This is a genomic window from Achromobacter sp. SIMBA_011 (assembly GCF_046535435.1).
In the GTDB taxonomy this organism is placed as follows: domain Bacteria; phylum Pseudomonadota; class Gammaproteobacteria; order Burkholderiales; family Burkholderiaceae_B; genus Achromobacter; species Achromobacter dolens.
In genome coordinates this window covers 1,476,081-1,493,458 of sequence record NZ_JAWRWN010000001.1, presented here as the reverse complement: position 1 = coordinate 1,493,458, position 17,378 = coordinate 1,476,081, and the positions used below count along the sequence as shown (strand labels likewise).

Sequence of the window (17,378 nt, the reverse complement as noted above, 5' to 3'; positions counted from 1 at the left end):
CGGGGAATGGCGGATAATCGCGGTATTTCCCGCCGCCCTCGCGGCGGCTTCTTGCGGGCGTTCGCGCCCGGCAGCATTCGGAGTCAGCTATGTATCGCGGCATTGAGGCGATCGAACACTTCATGGTATCCATCGGGCTGACCTGGCAGCCCGGCCGCACCGAGAGCGCCGAACTGCGCGCCAGCTACCGCATTGGCAACACCCGTCCGCTGGGCATCGACCGTACCCTGGTGGAATTCCACTGCGACAACAAGCGTCCCAAGGTCTGGGTGCCCGAGTTCTCGCGCACCAGCTTCCACCAGTGGTTCGAAGTGCCGTTCCAGGAATTCGAATTCACGCCGGGCGGCTCGATGCTGAAGATCAAGGCCGCCGCGCGCGGCAACGCCCCGCCCTACAGCGTGGGCCTGAAGCCGCTCGCCTGAGCGGCCTGCCGCGCCCGGCGCCCGCCGGGCCGCGCTACAACGGTTTGTACATGATGGTCGTGCCATCCAGCCGGTTCGGATCGCGCGCATCGCGGGCAAATCCCGGAATTACCCCCACCGTGCGGTAACCCAGCGAGGTATACAACGGCTCGGCGTTGTCGCCGGTGCGCGTATCCAGCGTGATCAGGCTGCGGCCGGCCGCCACGGCCGCGGCCTCCGCGGCCTGCATCAGTTCACGGGCGATGCCGCGGCGGCGGAAATCGGGGTGCACCAGCAGCTTGCGGATCTCGGCGCGATGCGGCTGGTTGGGCGGCGTATCGCAGTCCAGTTGCACCGAGCCGGCCACCCGTCCTTCCCGCATGGCCACCAGCAGCACCAGGCCGCCGCTTTCCAGCGGCGGCAGCACCTTGTCGAGCCAGAACGCGCGCGCCGCCTCGGGGCCAAAGGGCAGCACGAAGCTGACGCTGGCGCCCTCCTGCACGCAGGCGTGCAGCAACTCGCCCAGGCCGGGCAGCAGGGCGTGGGCCTCATCGGCGGTAACAGAGGTCAATGCAAGGGTATCGATGGACATGGCGGACTCAGACGATGAACAACAGGTAGCGGGCGCCGCTGTGCGGCGGGGTATCGAACGCGCTGGCGCCGTAGAGCTGATAGCGCAGGCAGTCGCCCGGCCCGAGCGCATGGGCCTGGCCGTCGACGCGGATGGAGAGCTCGCCTTCCAGCATCACCAGGTGGTGTTCCAGCCCGGCGCGCGGCGACTGTTCGTATTCGATATGGGCGCCGGCCGGCAATTCGCAGGCCAGCACTTCGCCGGCCAGCTTCTGCGACGGCGGCGACACCGAGCGGCGCCGAAAGCCCGTGGCGCCATCGACCCACACAGCCTGCGCCGCGCCCGGCACCAGCGGCGCGAAGTCGTCCTCGACCATGCGCAGCAGGCGCGACATCGTCATGCCATAGGCGCCGCACAGCTTGCCGAGCACGCTGGCGGTGGGGCTGACCTCGGCGTTTTCCAGGCGCGACAGCGTGGCGCGGCTGATGCCGGCGCGCGCGGCGAGCTCGTCCAACGACCAGCCGCGCTCGGCGCGCAGGGCCTTCAGGCGGCCGGCCAGGCGTTGGTCCAGGTCGAAATCGGGAGCGGGTGAATTTTCCATATAAGAGAATTTATCTCAAATATGGAATTCAATCAATCACCGCGTGCGCGCCTGCAACCCGACGCGGCCGCCGGCAATTCGGCACAATACGGCGTATGCACACAGCCCGATTCGTTTCCATGACCGTCCTCTGCCTGGGCATCCTGACGGGCTGCAGCCTGCCGCCCCTGGAATCACGCAGCGCCTCGCAGGCGCTGGCGCCCGACGTGGCCCGCGACACGGCGCTGGGCCGCGCCATCACGCCCCTGGCGGCGCGGCATCCGGGCAAGTCCGGCATCCATCCCCTGGCGGACGCCCACGACGCCTTCGCCGCGCGCATGATGCTGGTGCGCGCCGCGCAGCGCAGCCTGGACGTGCAGTACTACATCTGGCACGACGATATGACCGGCACCATGCTGCTGGAGGCGCTGCACGCGGCGGCCGACCGAGGCGTGCGCGTGCGGCTGCTGCTGGACGACAATGGCACCTCCGGGCTGGACACGGTGCTGGCGGCGCTGGACGCGCATCCGAACATCGAGGTGCGCCTGTACAACCCGTTCGCGGTGCGTTGGCCCAAGTCCATCGGCTACCTGACCGACTTCCGCCGCCTGAACCGGCGCATGCACAACAAGTCGCTCACCGCCGACAACCAGGCCACCATCGTCGGCGGCCGCAACATCGGCGACGAATACTTCGGCGCCACCAACGGCGTGCTGTTCACCGACCTGGACGTGCTGGCCGTGGGCGCCGTGGTGCCTGACGTCTCAAACGACTTCGACCGCTATTGGGCCAGCCAGTCGGCCTATCCGGTGGCGGGGCTGCTCAAGCCCGCCGGCCCCGATGCGCTGGCCGCGCTGGAACGCAAGGCCAGCGCCGTCGAGCGCTCGCCCGAGGCCGCGGCCTATGCCGAGGCGATGCGCGAGCTGCCGTTCATCCAGCAACTGCTGCGCGGCGAACTGGCGCTGGAGTGGGCCGACACGCGCATGGTCAGCGACGACCCGCGCAAGACGCTGGGCACCGCGCCGCCCGAGGCCATGCTGCCGCACCAGTTGCACGACATCGTCGGCACGCCGACGACCGACCTGGAGCTGGTCTCCCCCTATTTCGTGCCCACCGCCAGCGGCACCGAGGCCTTTGCGCGCATGGCGCAGGGCGGGGTCAAGGTGCGGGTGCTGACCAACGCGCTCGAGGCCACCGACGTGGCCGTGGTGCATTCGGGCTACGCCTCGCGACGCCGGGACCTGCTGGCCGCCGGCGTGGAACTGTTCGAAATGAAGCGTCAGGCGGGCGAAGTCGAGCGCAACAAGAGCATGGGGCCGTTCGGCAGCTCCGGCTCGAGCCTGCACGCCAAGACCTTCGCGGTGGACGGACGCAGCGTGTTCGTCGGCTCATTCAATTTCGATCCGCGCTCGGCGCGCCTGAACACCGAGCTGGGCTTCGTGATCGACAGCCCGACCCTGGCGCGCCACATCGCCGACGCCTTCGAGCGCGACATCCCGCGCAGCGCCTATCGCGTCTGCCTGGACGACAAGGGCAGGCTCTACTGGCTGGAACAGCGCGACGGCCGCACACTCCGACACGACACCGAGCCGGGCACGACCGCCTGGCAGCGCTTTTCGGTGTGGTTCGTATCGCTGCTGCCGGTCGAGTCGCTGCTGTAGGCGGCGGCAACATACGGAGTTCGGCGCCGGCCCGATGGCGCTAGACTGGACACTATCGCTTTTCCTATGCATCGCACCGAATGAGCAAGCTGGACACCCTGGACTGGACCCGCATCGCCGCCGACCTGGACGCGCGCGGCCACGCCGTGGCCGCCGGCCTGCTCACGCCGGCGCAATGCGCGGCGCTGGCCGCCGGCTACGACGACGAACACCGCTACCGCAGCCGCATCGTCATGAGCCGCCACGGGTTCGGTCGCGGCGAATACAAGTATTTCGCCTATCCGCTGCCGCGCCTGCTGCACAACCTGCGCACCGCGCTGTACCCACGCCTGGCGACCATCGCCAACCGCTGGAACCGGCAGATGGGCATCGCGGTGGATTATCCCGCCGCTCACGCCGATTTCCTGGCCCGCTGCCACCATGCCGGCCAGCGCCGGCCGACGCCGCTGATCCTGCGCTACGGGCCGGGCGACTACAACTGCCTGCACCAGGACCTGTATGGCGAACACGTCTTCCCATTGCAGGTCGCCGTGCTGCTGTCGCGGCCAGGCCTGGACTTCACCGGCGGCGAGTTCGTCATGACCGAGACCGACAGCGGCGGGCAACGCGCCGAAGTGCTGCCGCTGCGCCAGGGCGACGCGCTGGTATTCACCGTCAACCAGCGCCCGGTGGCCGGCGCGCGCGGCTGGCGCCGCGTGGCCATGCGCCACGGCGTCAGCGCGCTGCGCGACGGCCGCCGCCACACGCTCGGCGTGATCTTCCACGACGCGACCTGACATGGGAACCAGCCTGAACCTGTTCAACGACGAGGAAACCGCGCAGACCGGCCGCGAACGCATCGGCGCGCAGTCAGTCGTGCTGCGCGGCTATGCGCTGCCGGCGGCGCGGGCGCTGCTGGCCGGCGTCGACGCGGTGCGCCGGGAAGCGCCCTTTCGCCACATGGTCACGCCCGGCGGCCTGCCCATGTCGGTGGCGCTGACCAACTGCGGCGACTTCGGTTGGACCAGCGACGCGCGCGGCTACCGCTACACCCGCGAGGATCCGCGCACGGGGCTGCCATGGCCGGCGATGCCGGAAGCCTTCGACACGCTGGCGCGCGAGGCCGCGCTGGCGGCGGGCTTTCCCGGCTTCGCGCCCGACGCCTGCCTGGTCAACCGCTACCAGCCCGGTTCGCGCCTGTCGCTGCACCAGGACAAGGACGAGCGCGACTACGACGCCCCCATCGTCTCGGTGTCGCTGGGCATGCCGGCGGTGTTCCTGTTCGGCGGCCACGAGCGCGGCGACAAGGCCGTGCACGTGCCGCTGTTCCATGGAGACGTAGTGGTGTGGGGCGGCGTCGACCGGTTGCGCTATCACGGCGTGCTGCCACTGAAGGACCGCCCGCACCCCACGCTGGGCAGCGTGCGGATCAACTTCACCATCCGCAAGGCAGGCTGAGACGGCTTGCGCCGCGCACCCGCGGAAGCAGCCGGCCGATCGAGGCTGCCGGCCGGCCGCCATGCGGGTTCCCCAGAACTGGCGGCGACCGCGCGACGGCCCTATTATCGGGCACCCTTGCGCCCTTTCTCCAGGTATTCCATGCGCCTCGCCTTAGCCCTGCTGTGTTCGCTGGCCAGCCTGTCCGCCATGGCCGCCGAGCCGCCGACACCGATCGAGAATTCGCTTGGCATGGTGTTCGTGCCATTGCCGGCGGGCGCCTTCCAGATGGGCAGCGACGAAACGCCCGAGGCGCTGGCGCGCGACTATCCGCAATACCCGAAAGAGCGCTTCGCCCAACTGTTCGACGAAGCGCCGGTGCACACGGTGCGCATCACCCGGCCCTTCCTGATGGCGCGCACGGAAGTCACCGTGGGTCAGTTCCGGCGCTTCATCGAGGCCTCGGGCTATGTGCCGGAATCGGAAGCGGACGGCACCGGCGGCTATGGCTACAACGCCGCCTACGACCCCGATGCCAGCGAACGCGGCGACGCCTTCGAGGGGCGTGACCGCCGCTATTCGTGGCGCAACCCCGGCTTCGCCCAGACCGACGCGCATCCCGTCGTCAATGTAAGCTGGAACGACGCGACCGCCATGGCGCGCTGGCTCAGCCGCGAGGAAGGCCGCGTCTACCGCCTGCCCACCGAGGCCGAATGGGAATACGCGGCCCGCGCCGGCAGCCGCGGCCGCTACCAGAATGGCGACGATCCGGCCGCGCTGCCGGACGTGGCCAACACTTTCGACGCCGACGCGGCGCCGCTGTGGCCGAAATGGCGGGCGTTCGCCGCCGCGCGGCGCGACGGCCATGCCTTCACCGCGCCGGTCGCCAGCTACGCGCCGAACGCGTTCGGGCTCCATGACATGCATGGCAATGCCTGGGAATGGGTGTCCGACTGGTATGGCGAGGACTACTATGCGCATTCGCCCCAGGATGACCCGCAGGGCCCCGCCAGCGGCAACGTCAAAGTGCGGCGCGGCGGCTCCTGGCACACCTGGGCGCTGTACGCGCGTTCGGCCTACCGCAACTGGAACACCGTGGAAACGCGCTATCCGCTCGTCGGATTCCGGCTGCTGCGCGAAGCGGATTAATGTAGACCGGTTAGCATAGCCGCAAGCACAACTTTCAAAAGAGTCCCGACATGCATTCGCTGGGCCGTCTCGTCCTGCTCGTCAACGATTACGACACCGCCATCGCCTTCTACCAGGACAAGCTGGGCATGGAGGTGTTCGTGGACATGGCCGTGGGGCAGCAGCGCTACGTGCACCTGCGCCTGCCCGAGCAACCGTCGGTGGGCGTCTGGCTGCTGCAAGCGCAGACCCAGGCCCAGCGCGACCGCGTCGGCGACCAGACCGGCGGCCAGCCGGTGGGCGTGTTCTACACCGACGACGTCGCCCGCGACCATGCCCGTTTCGCCGGGCGCGGCGTGCGCTTCACCCGGGAGCCGGTGGACGACGGCAACGCGGTGTACGCGCACTTCATCGACCTGTACGGCAACGAGTTCGTGCTGGTACAGATCCGGCCGTAGACAGCCGTGTCCGCCCGCCCCGCCTCCCGCGACTGGATCGTGCGCCGCGCGCCGGACGACCGGTTCGAGCGCATCGAGGCGTATTTCGGCGGCCGCGGCTACGGCCTGCATCGCCACGACACCTACGCCATCGGCTGCACGCTTGCGGGCGTGCAGAGCTTCCACTATCGCCGCGGCCTGCGGCACAGCCTGCCGGGCGGCGTGCTGGTGCTGCATCCCGACGAGGCGCACGACGGCCAGGCCGGCACCGACGCCGGCTTCCACTACCGCATGGCCTACGTGCAGCCCGCGCTGATCCAGCGCATCCTGGGCGGCCGGCCGCTGCCGTTCATTCGCGACGGCATTTCCAGCGACCCGCGGCTTGGTGCCGCCTGCGCCGCGCTGCTGCGCAACGACGAGGGCGACGCCGATCCGTTGCGGGAAGACGATGCGCTCTACGACCTGACGCTGGCGCTGTGCGCCGCGGCCGGGCAAGCGCCCGCCGCCCGCCTTCCCGATTACGCCGCCGGCGAACGCGCTCGTCAGTACATCCACGACACCCACGGCATGGCGATCTCGCTGGACGACCTGGAACGCGCCGCCGGCATCGACCGCTGGCGCCTGTCGCGCGATTTCCGCGCACTGTATGGCGCCAGCCCGTACCGCTATGCGCTGCTGCGCCGGCTCGACCTGGCACGGCGCCTGATCGCCGCGGGGCGGCCGCTGGCCGACGCCGCGGCCGAGGCCGGCTTCAGCGACCAGAGCCACATGACGCGGCGCCATGCCCAGGCGTTCGGCATGACGCCGGCGCAATGGCGCGGCACCCTGCGGCGCTGACGTTCGCCGCACAAACGTACAAGACGGCGGGCGCGCGCGTCGCTACGCTGGGGCCTTCCATTTTCCGCCGAGGAACCCCGCATGTCCGCCATCGCCATCAACCTGGCCCGCAAACTCTCGCTGATCCAGGAACACTGGACGCCCAAGGTCATCGCCGAGATGAACGACTACCAGTTCAAGCTGGTCAAGCTGCACGGCGAATTCGTCTGGCACGCCCATGCCGATACCGACGAGACCTTCATCGTGCTCGAAGGCCGCCTGCGCATCGAACTGCGCGACGGCCACATCGACCTGGGGCCCGGCGAGATGGCCGTGATTCCCAAGGGGGTCGAGCACAAGCCCTCTGCCGAAGACGAGGTGCACGCCATGCTGATCGAGCCGCGCGGCGTGCGCAATACCGGCGACCACGGCGGCGAGCGCAGCGCGCCCAACGACGTCTGGATCTGAGGCCGCCTCAGGGGCGGTCGCGCTCGATCACCCGCTTCTCGTTCTTGCCGGCGATGCGCGCCTCGACCCGCCGCAGCACCGCCAGCACGAACAGCGCCATCGCCGTGCTGGCCACGGCCGTGGCTTCGCGGCCCATGCCCGCGGCCACGCCGATGGCGGCGGTCATCCAGATGCTGGCGGAGGTCGTCAGGCCGCGGATCTCGCGTTCGTCGCTGAGCTTGATGATGGCGCCGGCGCCGAGAAAGCCGATGCCGGCGATGACGCCCTGCAGCACGCGGCTGAGGTCGCCGACCGCCATGCCGTTCTGCAGCGGCACCAGCACGAAGATGGCCGCGCCCAGCGCCACCAGCATGTGAGTGCGCAGGCCGGCGGCCTTGCCGCTGCGTTCGCGCTCGTACCCGAGCAGGCCACCCAGAATCACCGCCATGCCCAGCCGCAGCACGATGCGGGTGGCTTCGCCGGCATCGGGGATGTCGGCGAATTCGCTGCGCAAGGTGCTCCAGACTTCCAGCCAGATTTCCGCCATCGCCGTCTCCCGCGTCCAGGTATGCGGCGTTCAGCATAGCAGGCTGGCGCTGGCGTCGCGCCGGCCATCCGGTTTACAACGTCATCCTGGTCCGCGCTATGACGGACGCGATCGCGAGGAGCTTGGGATGGATCTGCAACTGGAAGGCAAACGCGTACTGGTGACGGGCGCGTCCAAGGGGATAGGCCTGGCTTGCGCCCTGGCGTTCGCGCGGGAAGGCGCCGAGCCGATCCTGGCGGCGCGCGACGACGCGGCGCTGCGGGCCGCGGCCGCCGCGATCGCCGCGCAGACCGGCCGGCAGGCCCGCACGCTGGCGGTCGATCTGGCGCAGCCGGGCGCGGCTGCGCGCGTGGTGGAACACACCGGCGTCGTCGACATCCTCGTCAACAACGCCGGCGCGGTGCCCGGCGGCGCGCTGGATCAGGTCGATGACGGGCGCTGGCGCGCCGGCTGGGACCTGAAGGTGCATGGCTATATCGACCTGGCACGTCACTATTACCCGTTGATGCGCACCGCCGGCAACGGCGTCATCGCCAACATCATCGGCATGGCCGGCGCGGCCCCGCGCGCCGACTACATCTGCGGCGCGGCCGCCAACGCCTCTTTGATCGCATTCACGCGCGCCCTGGGCGGCGACGGGCCGCGCCACGGCGTGCGTGTGTTCGGCGTGAATCCGTCGCGCACGCGCACCGACCGCGTGTTGACGCTGGCCAGGCAGCGCGCGCAGGCCCGCTGGGGCGATGAATCGCGCTGGCAGGAAACCCTGCACGACCTGCCCTTCGGCCGCCTGATGGAAGCCGGCGAGGTGGCCGACATGGTGGTGTTCGGCGCCTCGCCGCGCGCCGGCTACCTGAGCGGCACGGTGATCGACCTGGACGGCGGCGAGCAGTACGCCGGCCGCTGACCCGTCGGCGTCAGCGCGCCGCGGCCCAGCCGGCCAGCAGGGCCGGCAGTTGCGCCATGTCGGTGAAGACGTGGGCGACGCCGACGTCGCGCAGCGCCTCGGGACCGCTGTGGCCGTTGTCGCCGGGGCTGTAGCCGAACACCGTGGCGCCCGCCGCCACGCCGGCGGTGGCGCCGGTGACGGTGTCTTCGACCACGGCGCAGCGGCGCGGGTCCACGCCCAGCGCGCTGGCGGCGGCCAGGTAGACATCGGGATAGGGCTTGCTGCGCGGCATTTCGTGGCCGCTGAAGACGCGTTCGCTGAAGCAGTCGGCGATGCCGACCTTGGCCAGTTGCAGCTCGACCTTGCGGCGGTCGGCGCCGGAGGCCACTGCGATGCGGCCGTCCAGCGTCCGGTGCAAGGCGCGCACCGCGTCCGGCGCACCGGGGATTTCCAGCAGTTCAAGGTCGAGCGCGGCGTTGCGGCGCTCGCGGAATTGCGCGAACCAGTCGGGCGACAGCGCCACGCCGGTGCGCGCCTGGATCAGGGGCAGTTCGTCGCGCACCGCCTTGCCGGTGAAGATGCGGGTGGCCTCTTCGAAGGTGATCGCCCAGCCCAGTTCGTTGAGCATCTCGGTCAGGACGCGGGCGGTGATCGGCTCGGAATCGACCAGGACGCCATCACAGTCGAACAGCACGGCGTCAAAGGGAAAATCAGTCATTGCGGGCAGCGGGAAAGGGGTCAGGAAAGCCCACAAGCATACTGCACGGCCCATTGCCGGCCAGGGGCGCGCGCCGCGGCCGCAAGCAACGGAGTGCCGGCGGCGGCCCGAGCCGTTATGCTGTCCTTCGCCGGCGTCCCCGCCCCGCGCCGCCCTGCCCCCCGATTCCCGCCTCTCATGACGCCACCCGATACCGCCCCGCCCGCCGCCGGACGCCGGCCCCGCAAGACCGTCGCCGCACAGGAAGCCCTGCCGACGCCGGCCCTGTTCGAACGCGCCGCCCGCCACCTGGCCGCCCTCGACGCCGACTGGGCGCGCCACGTGCAGGCCATCGGCCCCTGCCTGCACGCGCCGCGGCCGGCGCGCGAGCCCTACGAGGCGCTGGTGCGCGCCATTGCCTACCAGCAGTTGCATGCGCGCGCCGGGGACGCCATCCTCGGCCGGCTGCTGGCGCTGTATCCGGGGCAGGCCTTCCCTCGGCCACGGGCGCTGCTGGACACCGACCCAGAGGCCCAGCGCGCCTGCGGCTTTTCGGCGTCCAAACTGGCCACCATCCGCGGCATCGCGCAGGCGGCGCTCGACGGCGTGATCCCGGAGCGCGACGAGGCGCTGGCGATGAGCGACGAAGCCCTGATCGAGCGCCTGGTGGCGCTGCGCGGCGTGGGCCGCTGGACCGTGGAGATGCTGTTGATCTACACGCTCGAGCGCATGGACATCCTGCCAGCGGACGACTATGGCGTGCGCGAAGGCTATCGCCGGCTGAAACGCCTGGACAAGGCGCCATCGCCCGCCCGGATGCGAACCATCGGCGAAGCCTTCAGCCCGTATCGCACGATCGCGGCGTGGTACCTGTGGCGCATGCCCGCCGCGCCGGCGGCAATGTCATGAACGCCGCCGGCCATCCGCTGGACCGCTACGACTGGACCGGCATCGTGGGCCAACTGGACGCCGAGGGCTGGGCGCCGCTGCCCGCGCTGTTCAGTCCGCCGCAGGCGCGCGCGCTGGCGCGGGCTTTCGACGACCCGGCGGCCGTCCGCATCACCGGCGAACGCGACGAGCGGCGCGCCCTGCGCCTGCCCGCGCCGCCGCCGCTGCGCGACCTGCCGTGCGCCCTGTCTGCGCGGTTGGCGCCGCTGGCGCAGTCCTGGGCGCAGCGGCTGGGCCACGACGTCCGCTATCGGCCGGACCTGGACGCCGAGCGAACCGCGCCCGACGGCGCTGCCGTCCTCACCTGCCTGCGCCTGGACGGCTACGAAGCGCTGCAACACGCGCATGACGACAGGGCGTTCCCCATCCGGCTGGTGGCGCTGCTGTCCGATCCCGCCCGCGACTTCAGCGGCGGCGAATTCGTCATGACCGAGCAGCGTCCGCGCCAGCAGTCGCGGCCCCTGGTGCTGCCGCTGGGCCTGGGCGACGCCGCCCTGATCGCCGCGGCCCATCGCCCCATTCGGGGCGCGCGCGGCGACTACCGTGCCACCCTGCGCCACGCTGTCAGCCGGGTGCGCGGCGGCGAACGCCGTGGCCTGGAATCGCCCCTGGACGGCCAAGCGTTCGCCCCCGGATAGCCCGCCCGCCGGCGCATCGAACTGCGCATCCAGATTGCATTTTGCATATTCAATATGCAAAACTAGCAGCCATGGAAAATCCCGCCCCCGCCCTGCGCCACGCCGGCTTCACGCTCGACGGCGCCGCTTATACCCACATCGACATGGCCGGCATGTACGGCCCCGACTACTACCGCCTGCCGGTGGTGCTGCGGTTGCTGCTTGAGAACGCGCTGCGCAACATGCGCGGCGCCGAGCGCGACGCCGCCGTGGCCGCCCTGTTCGCCTGGCTCGGCGACGGCACCAGCGAGGCCGAGATCGCCTTCCAGCCCGGCCGGGTGCTGATGCACGACACCACCAGCACCCCGGCGCTGGTCGACATCGCCGCCATGCGCGACGCGCTGGACGAGGCGGGGGTGGATCCGCGCGCGCTCAATCCGGTGCTGCCGGTGGACGTCTCGGTGGATCACTCGCTGGCGGTGCAGGCCTATGCGCAGCCCGACGCGGCGGCGCGCAACCTGGCCCTGGAACTGCGCCGCAACGCCGAGCGCTACCGCTTCCTGCGCTGGGCCGCCAAGGCGCTGTCGAACGTGCGCATCCATCCGCCCGGCACCGGCATCATGCACACCATCAACCTGGAACAACTGGCGACGGTGGTGTGCAACGACCATGGCGCGCTGCACCCGGACATGATGATCGGCACCGACAGCCACACACCGATGATCAACGGCATTGGCGTGCTAGGCTGGGGCGTGGGCGGCCTGGAAGCGCAGACGGTGATGTTCGGCATGCCGACCATGCTGCGCATCCCGGACGTGATAGGGGTGCGCCTGAGCGGCGCGCTTTCGGCTGGCGTCACCGCCACCGACCTGGCGCTGACCGTGACCCAGCGGCTACGCGCGATCCAGGTGTCAGGCGAGTTCGTGGAGTTCTTCGGCCCCGGCGTCGCCACGCTGTCGGCGGGCAGCCGTTGCGTGGTCGCCAACATGGCGCCCGAATACGGCGCCACCACCGGCTACTTCCCCATCGACGAGGCCACCCTCGACTACCTGCGCCAGACCGGCCGCGACGCGGCCCACGTCGCGCGCGTCGGCGCCTACGCGGCCAGCGCCGGCCTGGCGCTGGATCCGGCGGCCACGCCGCGCTACACCCGGGTCATCGAGATCGCGCTGGACCAGGTGCGAATGCACGTGGCCGGTCCCACCCGGCCGCAGGACCTGCGCCCTTACGGCGAGACCCGCGCGATCCTCGCCAGCCTGGCCTTCGCGCCCGGGGCGGCCTCGCCGCTGCCGCGCCACGCCGTCGCCATCGCCGCCATTACCAGTTGCACCAACACGTCGGACCCGCGCCTGCTGATCGCCGCCGGACTGCTGGCGCGCAAGGCGCGCCAGGCCGGGCTGACGGCGCCGGCCTGGGTCAAGACCTCGCTCGGTCCCGGCTCGCCCGCCGCCGCCGACTATCTGCAACGCGCCGGCCTGCTCGAGGACCTGGAAGCGGTGGGATTCGGCATCGTGGGCTATGGCTGCACCACCTGTATCGGCAATTCCGGACCGCTGCCGGAGGCGGTGCGCGCCGGCATGGCCGCCGGCGCCGTCCACCCCGTCGCGGTGCTGTCAGGCAACCGCAACTTCACCGGCCGCATCCACCCCGACCTCGACCTGGGCTTCCTGATGTCGCCGCCGCTGGTCATCGCCTTCGCCCTGGCCGGCGACGCCGAGCGCGATTTCAGCCGCGAGCCCGTGCAGGTGGCGCCGGACGGCCGCGCGGTGTATCTGCATGAGCTGTGGCCGCGCGAGGACGAGATCGACGCGGCGCTGGCGCAGGGCCTGCGCGCCGACGATTTCCAGCGCGCCTTCCGCATCGCCGCCGCCAATCCCGGCTGGCAGGCGCTCGAATCGCCGGACACGCCGCGCTTTCCGTGGGACCCGGCCTCGACCGCGCTGCGGCGTCCGCCGTTCGCCAGCGCCGGCGCCGCCAGCCAACTGGGCCGTTACGCCGCCTATCCACTGCTGGTGCTGGGCGACGACGTCACCACCGACCACCTGTCGCCGGCCAGCGCCATTCCGCCCGACAGCCTGATCGCCGACTTCCTGGTGGCACAGGGCGACGACCGCGATGATCTGAACGTGTTCGCCTCGCGCCGCGGCAACTGGCAGGTGATGATACGCGCCGCCTTCTACAGCAAGAGCCTGGCAAACCTGCTCAGCCCCGGCGCGCCGGTCGGCCATACGCTGCACGCGCCCAGCGGCGCCATCGAGCCGATCTGGGAAGCCGCCGAGCACTACCGCCGCGACGGCGACGCGGTGGTGCTGCTGGCCGGCGAACGCTTCGGCACAGGCTCCTCGCGCGACTGGGCCGCCAAGGGCCAGCGGCTGCTGGGCATCCGCGCGGTGCTGGCGGTCAGCTTCGAGCGCATCCACCGCTCGAACCTGATCGGCATGGGCATCCTGCCGCTGCGCCTGCCGGCGGGCGTCACGCCGCACCGCCTGGCGATCCAGCCGGGCGACCGCTTCGAGATCGATTGCCCGCCGCAGCGCCTGGCGCCGCGCCAGCCGGTCGCCGTGCGGCTGCTGCGCGCCGACGGCGGCGAACAGGCCTTGCAGGCCACCGCCGCTGTCGAAACGCAACTGGAGCTGCATCTGCTGCGGATGGGCGGCGTGATTCCGGCTATCCTCGCGGATACGCTTGGCGCCGCGAAATCGGCGCCGCCCGACACGGCCCCGCTGGGCTGAGTCCCACTTTCCATCCCCCATGAGCGCGCAGACCCACACCGCCAGCAAGATCCTGGAGCTGATCCGGCAGGACCGCCTGACCGAGGGCGCGCACCTGAGCGCGCAAAAGCTGGCCGACCGCCTGCGCCTGTCGCGCTCGCCGGTCAACGACGCGCTCGGCCTGCTGGAAGCGCACGGCATCGTGGCGCGCAAGCCCAACCGCGGCTACTTCCTGCAATTGGACCAGGAGGCATTGGCGCGCACCTGCGCGGACCTGGCGCCGCCCGCCGCCGAGGACATCGTCACGCAAAGCTATTTCCGGCTGGCCGATGAACTGCTGCGCGGCGTGCTGCCGATGCAGTGCAGCGAGGCGCTGCTGCGCGCCCGCTACGCCCTGACACAGGCGCAGACCCAGGCGCTGCTGGCCCGCATGGCGCAGGAAGGCTGGGCGCAGCGGCGCCCCGGCTATGGCTGGGAGTTCTCGTCGATGATGACCACGCCCGACAGCCTGCTGCAGTCGTACCGCCTTCGCCTGGCGCTGGAGCCGGCCGCGCTGCTCGAACCCTCCTACCGCATCGACAAGTCCGTATTGGCGCGCTGCCGCGCCGCCGAGCGCCACCTGCTCGACGGCGGCATCGACAGCGACAGCGCCGACCAGTTGCACGAGCGCGGCGTGCGCTTCCACGAGTCGCTGGTGGAGGCCTCGGGCAACCCGTTCTTCATCGACACCATCAAGCGCGTCAACCGCGTGCGGCGGCTGCTGTCGTACCGCTCGATGCAGGACCGCAGCCGCTACCGCCAGCATTGCGAGCAGCACCTGGAAATCCTCGACCTGCTCGAGCGCGAGCGCAACGAAGAGGCCTCGCAGGCGCTGGCCCGCCACCTGCGCAGCACGCTCGACAACCTGGCGCGCATCCGCGGCATCCTGGCGGCCTAGGCGGCCGGGGGATCAAGCCGCTTCGCACGGGCCGCCTGGCGGCCCGCCGCGCGCCCTCAGAAATCCATCGACGCCGACAGCATCAACGTGCGCGGCACGCCCTGCGAGATGGTGCCGTAGGACGCCACGCCCGACCAATAGGCGCGGTTGAACACGTTGACGACATTGGCGCGCAGGGTCACTTCCTTGCCGTCGATGCGCGTGACATAGCGCGCGCCCAGGTCGAACGTGGTCCACGCGGGCACCGACTGCGTGTTGGCCTGGTTGACGTATTCCTTGCCGGTGTGGATCACGCCGCCGGTCAGGGTCAGCCCGGCGACCCACGGGGTATCCCATTCCGCGCCCAGGTTGGCGGTGAGGCGCGGCACGCCCACCGGCTGGTTGCCGCGCGTGGCGGGGTTGCCGGTGCGCGTCAGCTCGGCGTCCAGGAAGGTCACGCCGCCCAGCAGGCGCAGGCCGCGCAGCGGCTCGCCCGACAGGTTCAGTTCCAGGCCGCGGTTGCGTTGCTCGCTGTCCGCCGCATACACGCCGCCCGTCAACTGGCCGCTGGGCTTGGTGATCTCGAAAGCGCTCAGGGTCAGCATGGCGCTGTCGAAATCGACCTTCACTCCCACTTCCTTCTGCTTGGACTTGTACGGCTTGAACACCTGGCCGGCGTTGGCGGCGGTGGCCGGCGCCACGTCGCCCTTGCTCAGGCCCTCGATGTAGTTGGCGTAGAACGAGACGTTCCGCCACGGCTTGAGCACCAGGCCAGCCAGCGGCGTGATCGCGCTTTCGTCGTAGCTGAGGGTGCGCGCGCCCGTGACGGCATTGAAGTTGCGCGACTCGACCCGCTGCTGGCGCGCGCCCAGCGTCAACTGGACCCGCTCGTCCAGCACGCTCAGCGTGTCGGCCAGCGCGAAGCCGCTCAGGTCCGAAGACGACACCTTGGGCACGCTGGCGGGCGCGGCGATGTCCTGCCGGGGCCGCGTCACCGGGTGATAGATGTTGGACGACAGCGGCGTGCCGTTCACGCTGGCCTGCGCGTTGCGGTCGCTGTACAACGTGCCCATGAAGGTGATGGCATGGCGCACCGGACCGGTCTCCAGCTTGGCGCGCAGGCCGGCATTGTAGGTGCTGCGATCGACCTGGAACTTGAAATGGTTGGGGGTCACCCGCGTATCGCCGGCGGCGTTGACGAGGGTTGGCGTCTGGTCGGACAGGCGGTTGATGGTGGTGCTCGAGCCGCCCGCGTCGGCGAACACCGTCAGGCGGTCGCTGATGTCGTACTCGACGCGCAACAGCGCGGATTCGCCTTCGGACTTCCACCAGCTCCACGGCTGCGTCGCATTGCGGCGGCCGTCCGGCGCGTCCGGCACGCGCAGGCCCGCCGCCACCAGGAACGGACGCGTGGGCGCGTCGATCTTCTCGTTCTGGATCAGCAGGTCGAGCGAGGCGCGCAGCTTCTCGCCCTGGTAGTCCAGCGACAGCGCGCCGATGTCGGTGCGCGAATGCAGGTTGTCCAGCGGCGTGTCGCCCTGCCGATGCAGGCCGTTGACCCGCACGCCCCAGGCGCCGTCGTCGCCGAAGCGGCGGCTCAGGTCGACGCGGCCGCCGAACTGCGACGCCCCCGCGTAATCGGCCGACACCCGCGTCAGGTCCTGCGGCAGCGAACGCTTGGGCACCATATTGATGACGCCGCCCACGCCGCTGTTGGGCGACATGCCGTACAGCAGCGCCGCCGGCCCCTTCAGCACCTCGACCCGCTCGATGTAATCGGTGAACACGTGGTAGTTCGGCGCCACGCCATAGACGCCATCGAAGGCAATTTCGCCCAGGTTGCCTTCGCCGATCGGAAAGCCGCGGATGTAGAACGAATCGGTCACGCCGCCGATCTGGCCGGTGAAGCGCACCGAGGAATCGACGTTCAGCGCGTCGGCCAGCGTCACCGCCTGGCGGTTGGCCAGCAGGTCCGAGGTGTAGTTGGCGACGCTGAACGGCGTGTCCATCACATCGCGGTTGCCCAGCAGGCCGAGCCGGCCGCCGCGCGCCACCTGGCCGCCCGTGTACGCGGCCGGCAGCGCCGAGGCATGCGCGTCCGCGCCCGTCACCACGACGTTCGGCAGCAGCGTGGTCTCACCCTGCGGCGGCAGCCTGCGCAGCGAATAGGCGCCGCCGCCCTGCTCCGCCAGCGCGTAGCCGGAGCCCGACAGCAGCCGCGCGAAGCCCTCGCGCACCGTGTAGACGCCGTTCAGGCCGTCACTGTGCTGGCCCGCCAGCAGGGCCGGGTCGAAGGACAGCGGCACCCCGGACGCGGCGGCGAAGCGAGCCAGCGTGTCGCCCAGCGGGCCGGCGGGAATCGCATAGGGCTTGCCGCTCGCCGCGCTGACGGCATCGGCGGCGCGCGCCGCCGGCGAGACCGCCGAGGCCAATGCCAGCGCCACGCCCAGGCCTAGGACGCGCACCGCCGCGCGCGCGGACGACGAGGGCGTCCGCGCGCGGCGGACGGACAGGGAACGGGAGTGACGGCTGGCCATGAGGGATCCTTCGTGGGCGGGGCATCGCGGTCGCGCCGCGACGATTCACCCGGTACACCGGA

18 protein-coding genes are annotated in these 17,378 nt (G+C 70.8%); 13 read left to right on the top strand and 5 right to left on the bottom strand.

Annotated elements, in window-relative coordinates:
- Window positions 1–89 precede the first annotated feature (89 nt).
- On the top strand, window positions 90–422 hold the full coding sequence (locus SB816_RS06910) for a hypothetical protein (RefSeq protein ID WP_054500892.1): 333 nt from the start codon (window positions 90–92) through the stop codon (window positions 420–422).
- Window positions 423–456: 34 nt separating this feature from the next.
- Here the strand turns inward: SB816_RS06910 and SB816_RS06905 are convergent, their stop codons facing one another.
- Both SB816_RS06905 and SB816_RS06900 read right to left on the bottom strand, forming a co-directional pair.
- The gene (locus tag SB816_RS06905; protein ID WP_054500891.1) at window positions 457–993 is read right to left on the bottom strand and encodes a GNAT family N-acetyltransferase; all 537 of its coding nucleotides are present in this window, start codon (window positions 991–993) and stop codon (window positions 457–459) included.
- A 7-nt stretch (window positions 994–1,000) separates the two neighbouring features.
- Entirely contained in the window at window positions 1,001–1,573 is a 573-nt protein-coding gene (locus SB816_RS06900; RefSeq protein WP_054500890.1) for a helix-turn-helix domain-containing protein, read from the bottom strand.
- 119 nt (window positions 1,574–1,692) lie between these two features.
- Between SB816_RS06900 and SB816_RS06895 the strand changes: the two genes are divergently transcribed.
- The 7 genes from SB816_RS06895 to SB816_RS06865 all read left to right on the top strand — a co-directional run bounded on the left by SB816_RS06895 (window position 1,693) and on the right by SB816_RS06865 (window position 7,478).
- A complete protein-coding gene (locus tag SB816_RS06895; RefSeq protein WP_410546686.1) occupies window positions 1,693–3,213 on the top strand; it encodes a phospholipase D family protein in 1,521 nt (506 codons plus the stop codon).
- 80 nt (window positions 3,214–3,293) lie between these two features.
- A complete protein-coding gene (locus tag SB816_RS06890; protein ID WP_054500888.1) occupies window positions 3,294–3,989 on the top strand; it encodes a 2OG-Fe(II) oxygenase in 696 nt (231 codons plus the stop codon).
- Between the two features lies 1 nt (window position 3,990).
- Entirely contained in the window at window positions 3,991–4,650 is a 660-nt protein-coding gene (gene alkB / locus SB816_RS06885; protein ID WP_064522622.1) for a DNA oxidative demethylase AlkB, read from the top strand.
- A gap of 141 nt (window positions 4,651–4,791) precedes the next feature.
- Complete coding sequence (locus tag SB816_RS06880) at window positions 4,792–5,778, top strand: formylglycine-generating enzyme family protein (RefSeq protein ID WP_410546685.1); 987 nt, start codon at window positions 4,792–4,794, stop codon at window positions 5,776–5,778.
- Window positions 5,779–5,828: 50 nt separating this feature from the next.
- Window positions 5,829–6,215 carry a VOC family protein gene (locus tag SB816_RS06875; protein ID WP_054500885.1) on the top strand — a complete coding sequence of 129 codons (387 nt, stop codon included), beginning with the start codon at window positions 5,829–5,831 and terminating at the stop codon, window positions 6,213–6,215.
- A 6-nt stretch (window positions 6,216–6,221) separates the two neighbouring features.
- Complete coding sequence (locus SB816_RS06870; RefSeq protein ID WP_116793256.1) at window positions 6,222–7,031, top strand: AraC family transcriptional regulator; 810 nt, start codon at window positions 6,222–6,224, stop codon at window positions 7,029–7,031.
- Between the two features lie 81 nt (window positions 7,032–7,112).
- Window positions 7,113–7,478 carry a cupin domain-containing protein gene (locus SB816_RS06865; RefSeq protein ID WP_410546684.1) on the top strand — a complete coding sequence of 122 codons (366 nt, stop codon included), beginning with the start codon at window positions 7,113–7,115 and terminating at the stop codon, window positions 7,476–7,478.
- A gap of 7 nt (window positions 7,479–7,485) precedes the next feature.
- On the opposite strand, the gene SB816_RS06860 is transcribed toward SB816_RS06865, so the two are convergent.
- On the bottom strand, window positions 7,486–8,004 hold the full coding sequence (locus SB816_RS06860) for an MgtC/SapB family protein (protein WP_054500882.1): 519 nt from the start codon (window positions 8,002–8,004) through the stop codon (window positions 7,486–7,488).
- 127 nt (window positions 8,005–8,131) lie between these two features.
- On the opposite strand from SB816_RS06860, the gene SB816_RS06855 reads away from it, so the two are divergent.
- Complete coding sequence (locus SB816_RS06855) at window positions 8,132–8,908, top strand: short-chain dehydrogenase/reductase (protein ID WP_064522625.1); 777 nt, start codon at window positions 8,132–8,134, stop codon at window positions 8,906–8,908.
- A gap of 10 nt (window positions 8,909–8,918) precedes the next feature.
- On the opposite strand, the gene SB816_RS06850 is transcribed toward SB816_RS06855, so the two are convergent.
- Window positions 8,919–9,608, bottom strand: a complete 690-nt coding sequence (locus SB816_RS06850) for an HAD family hydrolase (protein WP_144655405.1) — start codon at window positions 9,606–9,608, stop codon at window positions 8,919–8,921.
- Window positions 9,609–9,785: 177 nt separating this feature from the next.
- On the opposite strand from SB816_RS06850, the gene SB816_RS06845 reads away from it, so the two are divergent.
- From SB816_RS06845 to SB816_RS06830, 4 genes are all read left to right on the top strand, one after another.
- Window positions 9,786–10,496 carry a DNA-3-methyladenine glycosylase family protein gene (locus SB816_RS06845; RefSeq protein WP_254607564.1) on the top strand — a complete coding sequence of 237 codons (711 nt, stop codon included), beginning with the start codon at window positions 9,786–9,788 and terminating at the stop codon, window positions 10,494–10,496.
- Entirely contained in the window at window positions 10,493–11,173 is a 681-nt protein-coding gene (locus SB816_RS06840; protein ID WP_410546683.1) for a 2OG-Fe(II) oxygenase, read from the top strand. Before SB816_RS06845 ends, SB816_RS06840 begins: the two co-directional genes overlap by 4 nt.
- Window positions 11,174–11,244: 71 nt before the next feature.
- Window positions 11,245–13,884: an aconitate hydratase AcnA gene (gene acnA / locus SB816_RS06835; RefSeq protein ID WP_410546682.1), complete on the top strand. Its 2,640-nt coding sequence runs from the start codon at window positions 11,245–11,247 to the stop codon at window positions 13,882–13,884.
- 19 nt (window positions 13,885–13,903) lie between these two features.
- Window positions 13,904–14,800 (top strand): GntR family transcriptional regulator, encoded by an 897-nt coding sequence (locus SB816_RS06830; protein ID WP_064527034.1) that lies wholly within the window; start codon window positions 13,904–13,906, stop codon window positions 14,798–14,800.
- A 56-nt stretch (window positions 14,801–14,856) separates the two neighbouring features.
- Here the strand turns inward: SB816_RS06830 and SB816_RS06825 are convergent, their stop codons facing one another.
- Window positions 14,857–17,316, bottom strand: a complete 2,460-nt coding sequence (locus SB816_RS06825) for a TonB-dependent siderophore receptor (RefSeq protein WP_410546681.1) — start codon at window positions 17,314–17,316, stop codon at window positions 14,857–14,859.
- Between the last annotated feature and the right edge of the window lie 62 nt (window positions 17,317–17,378).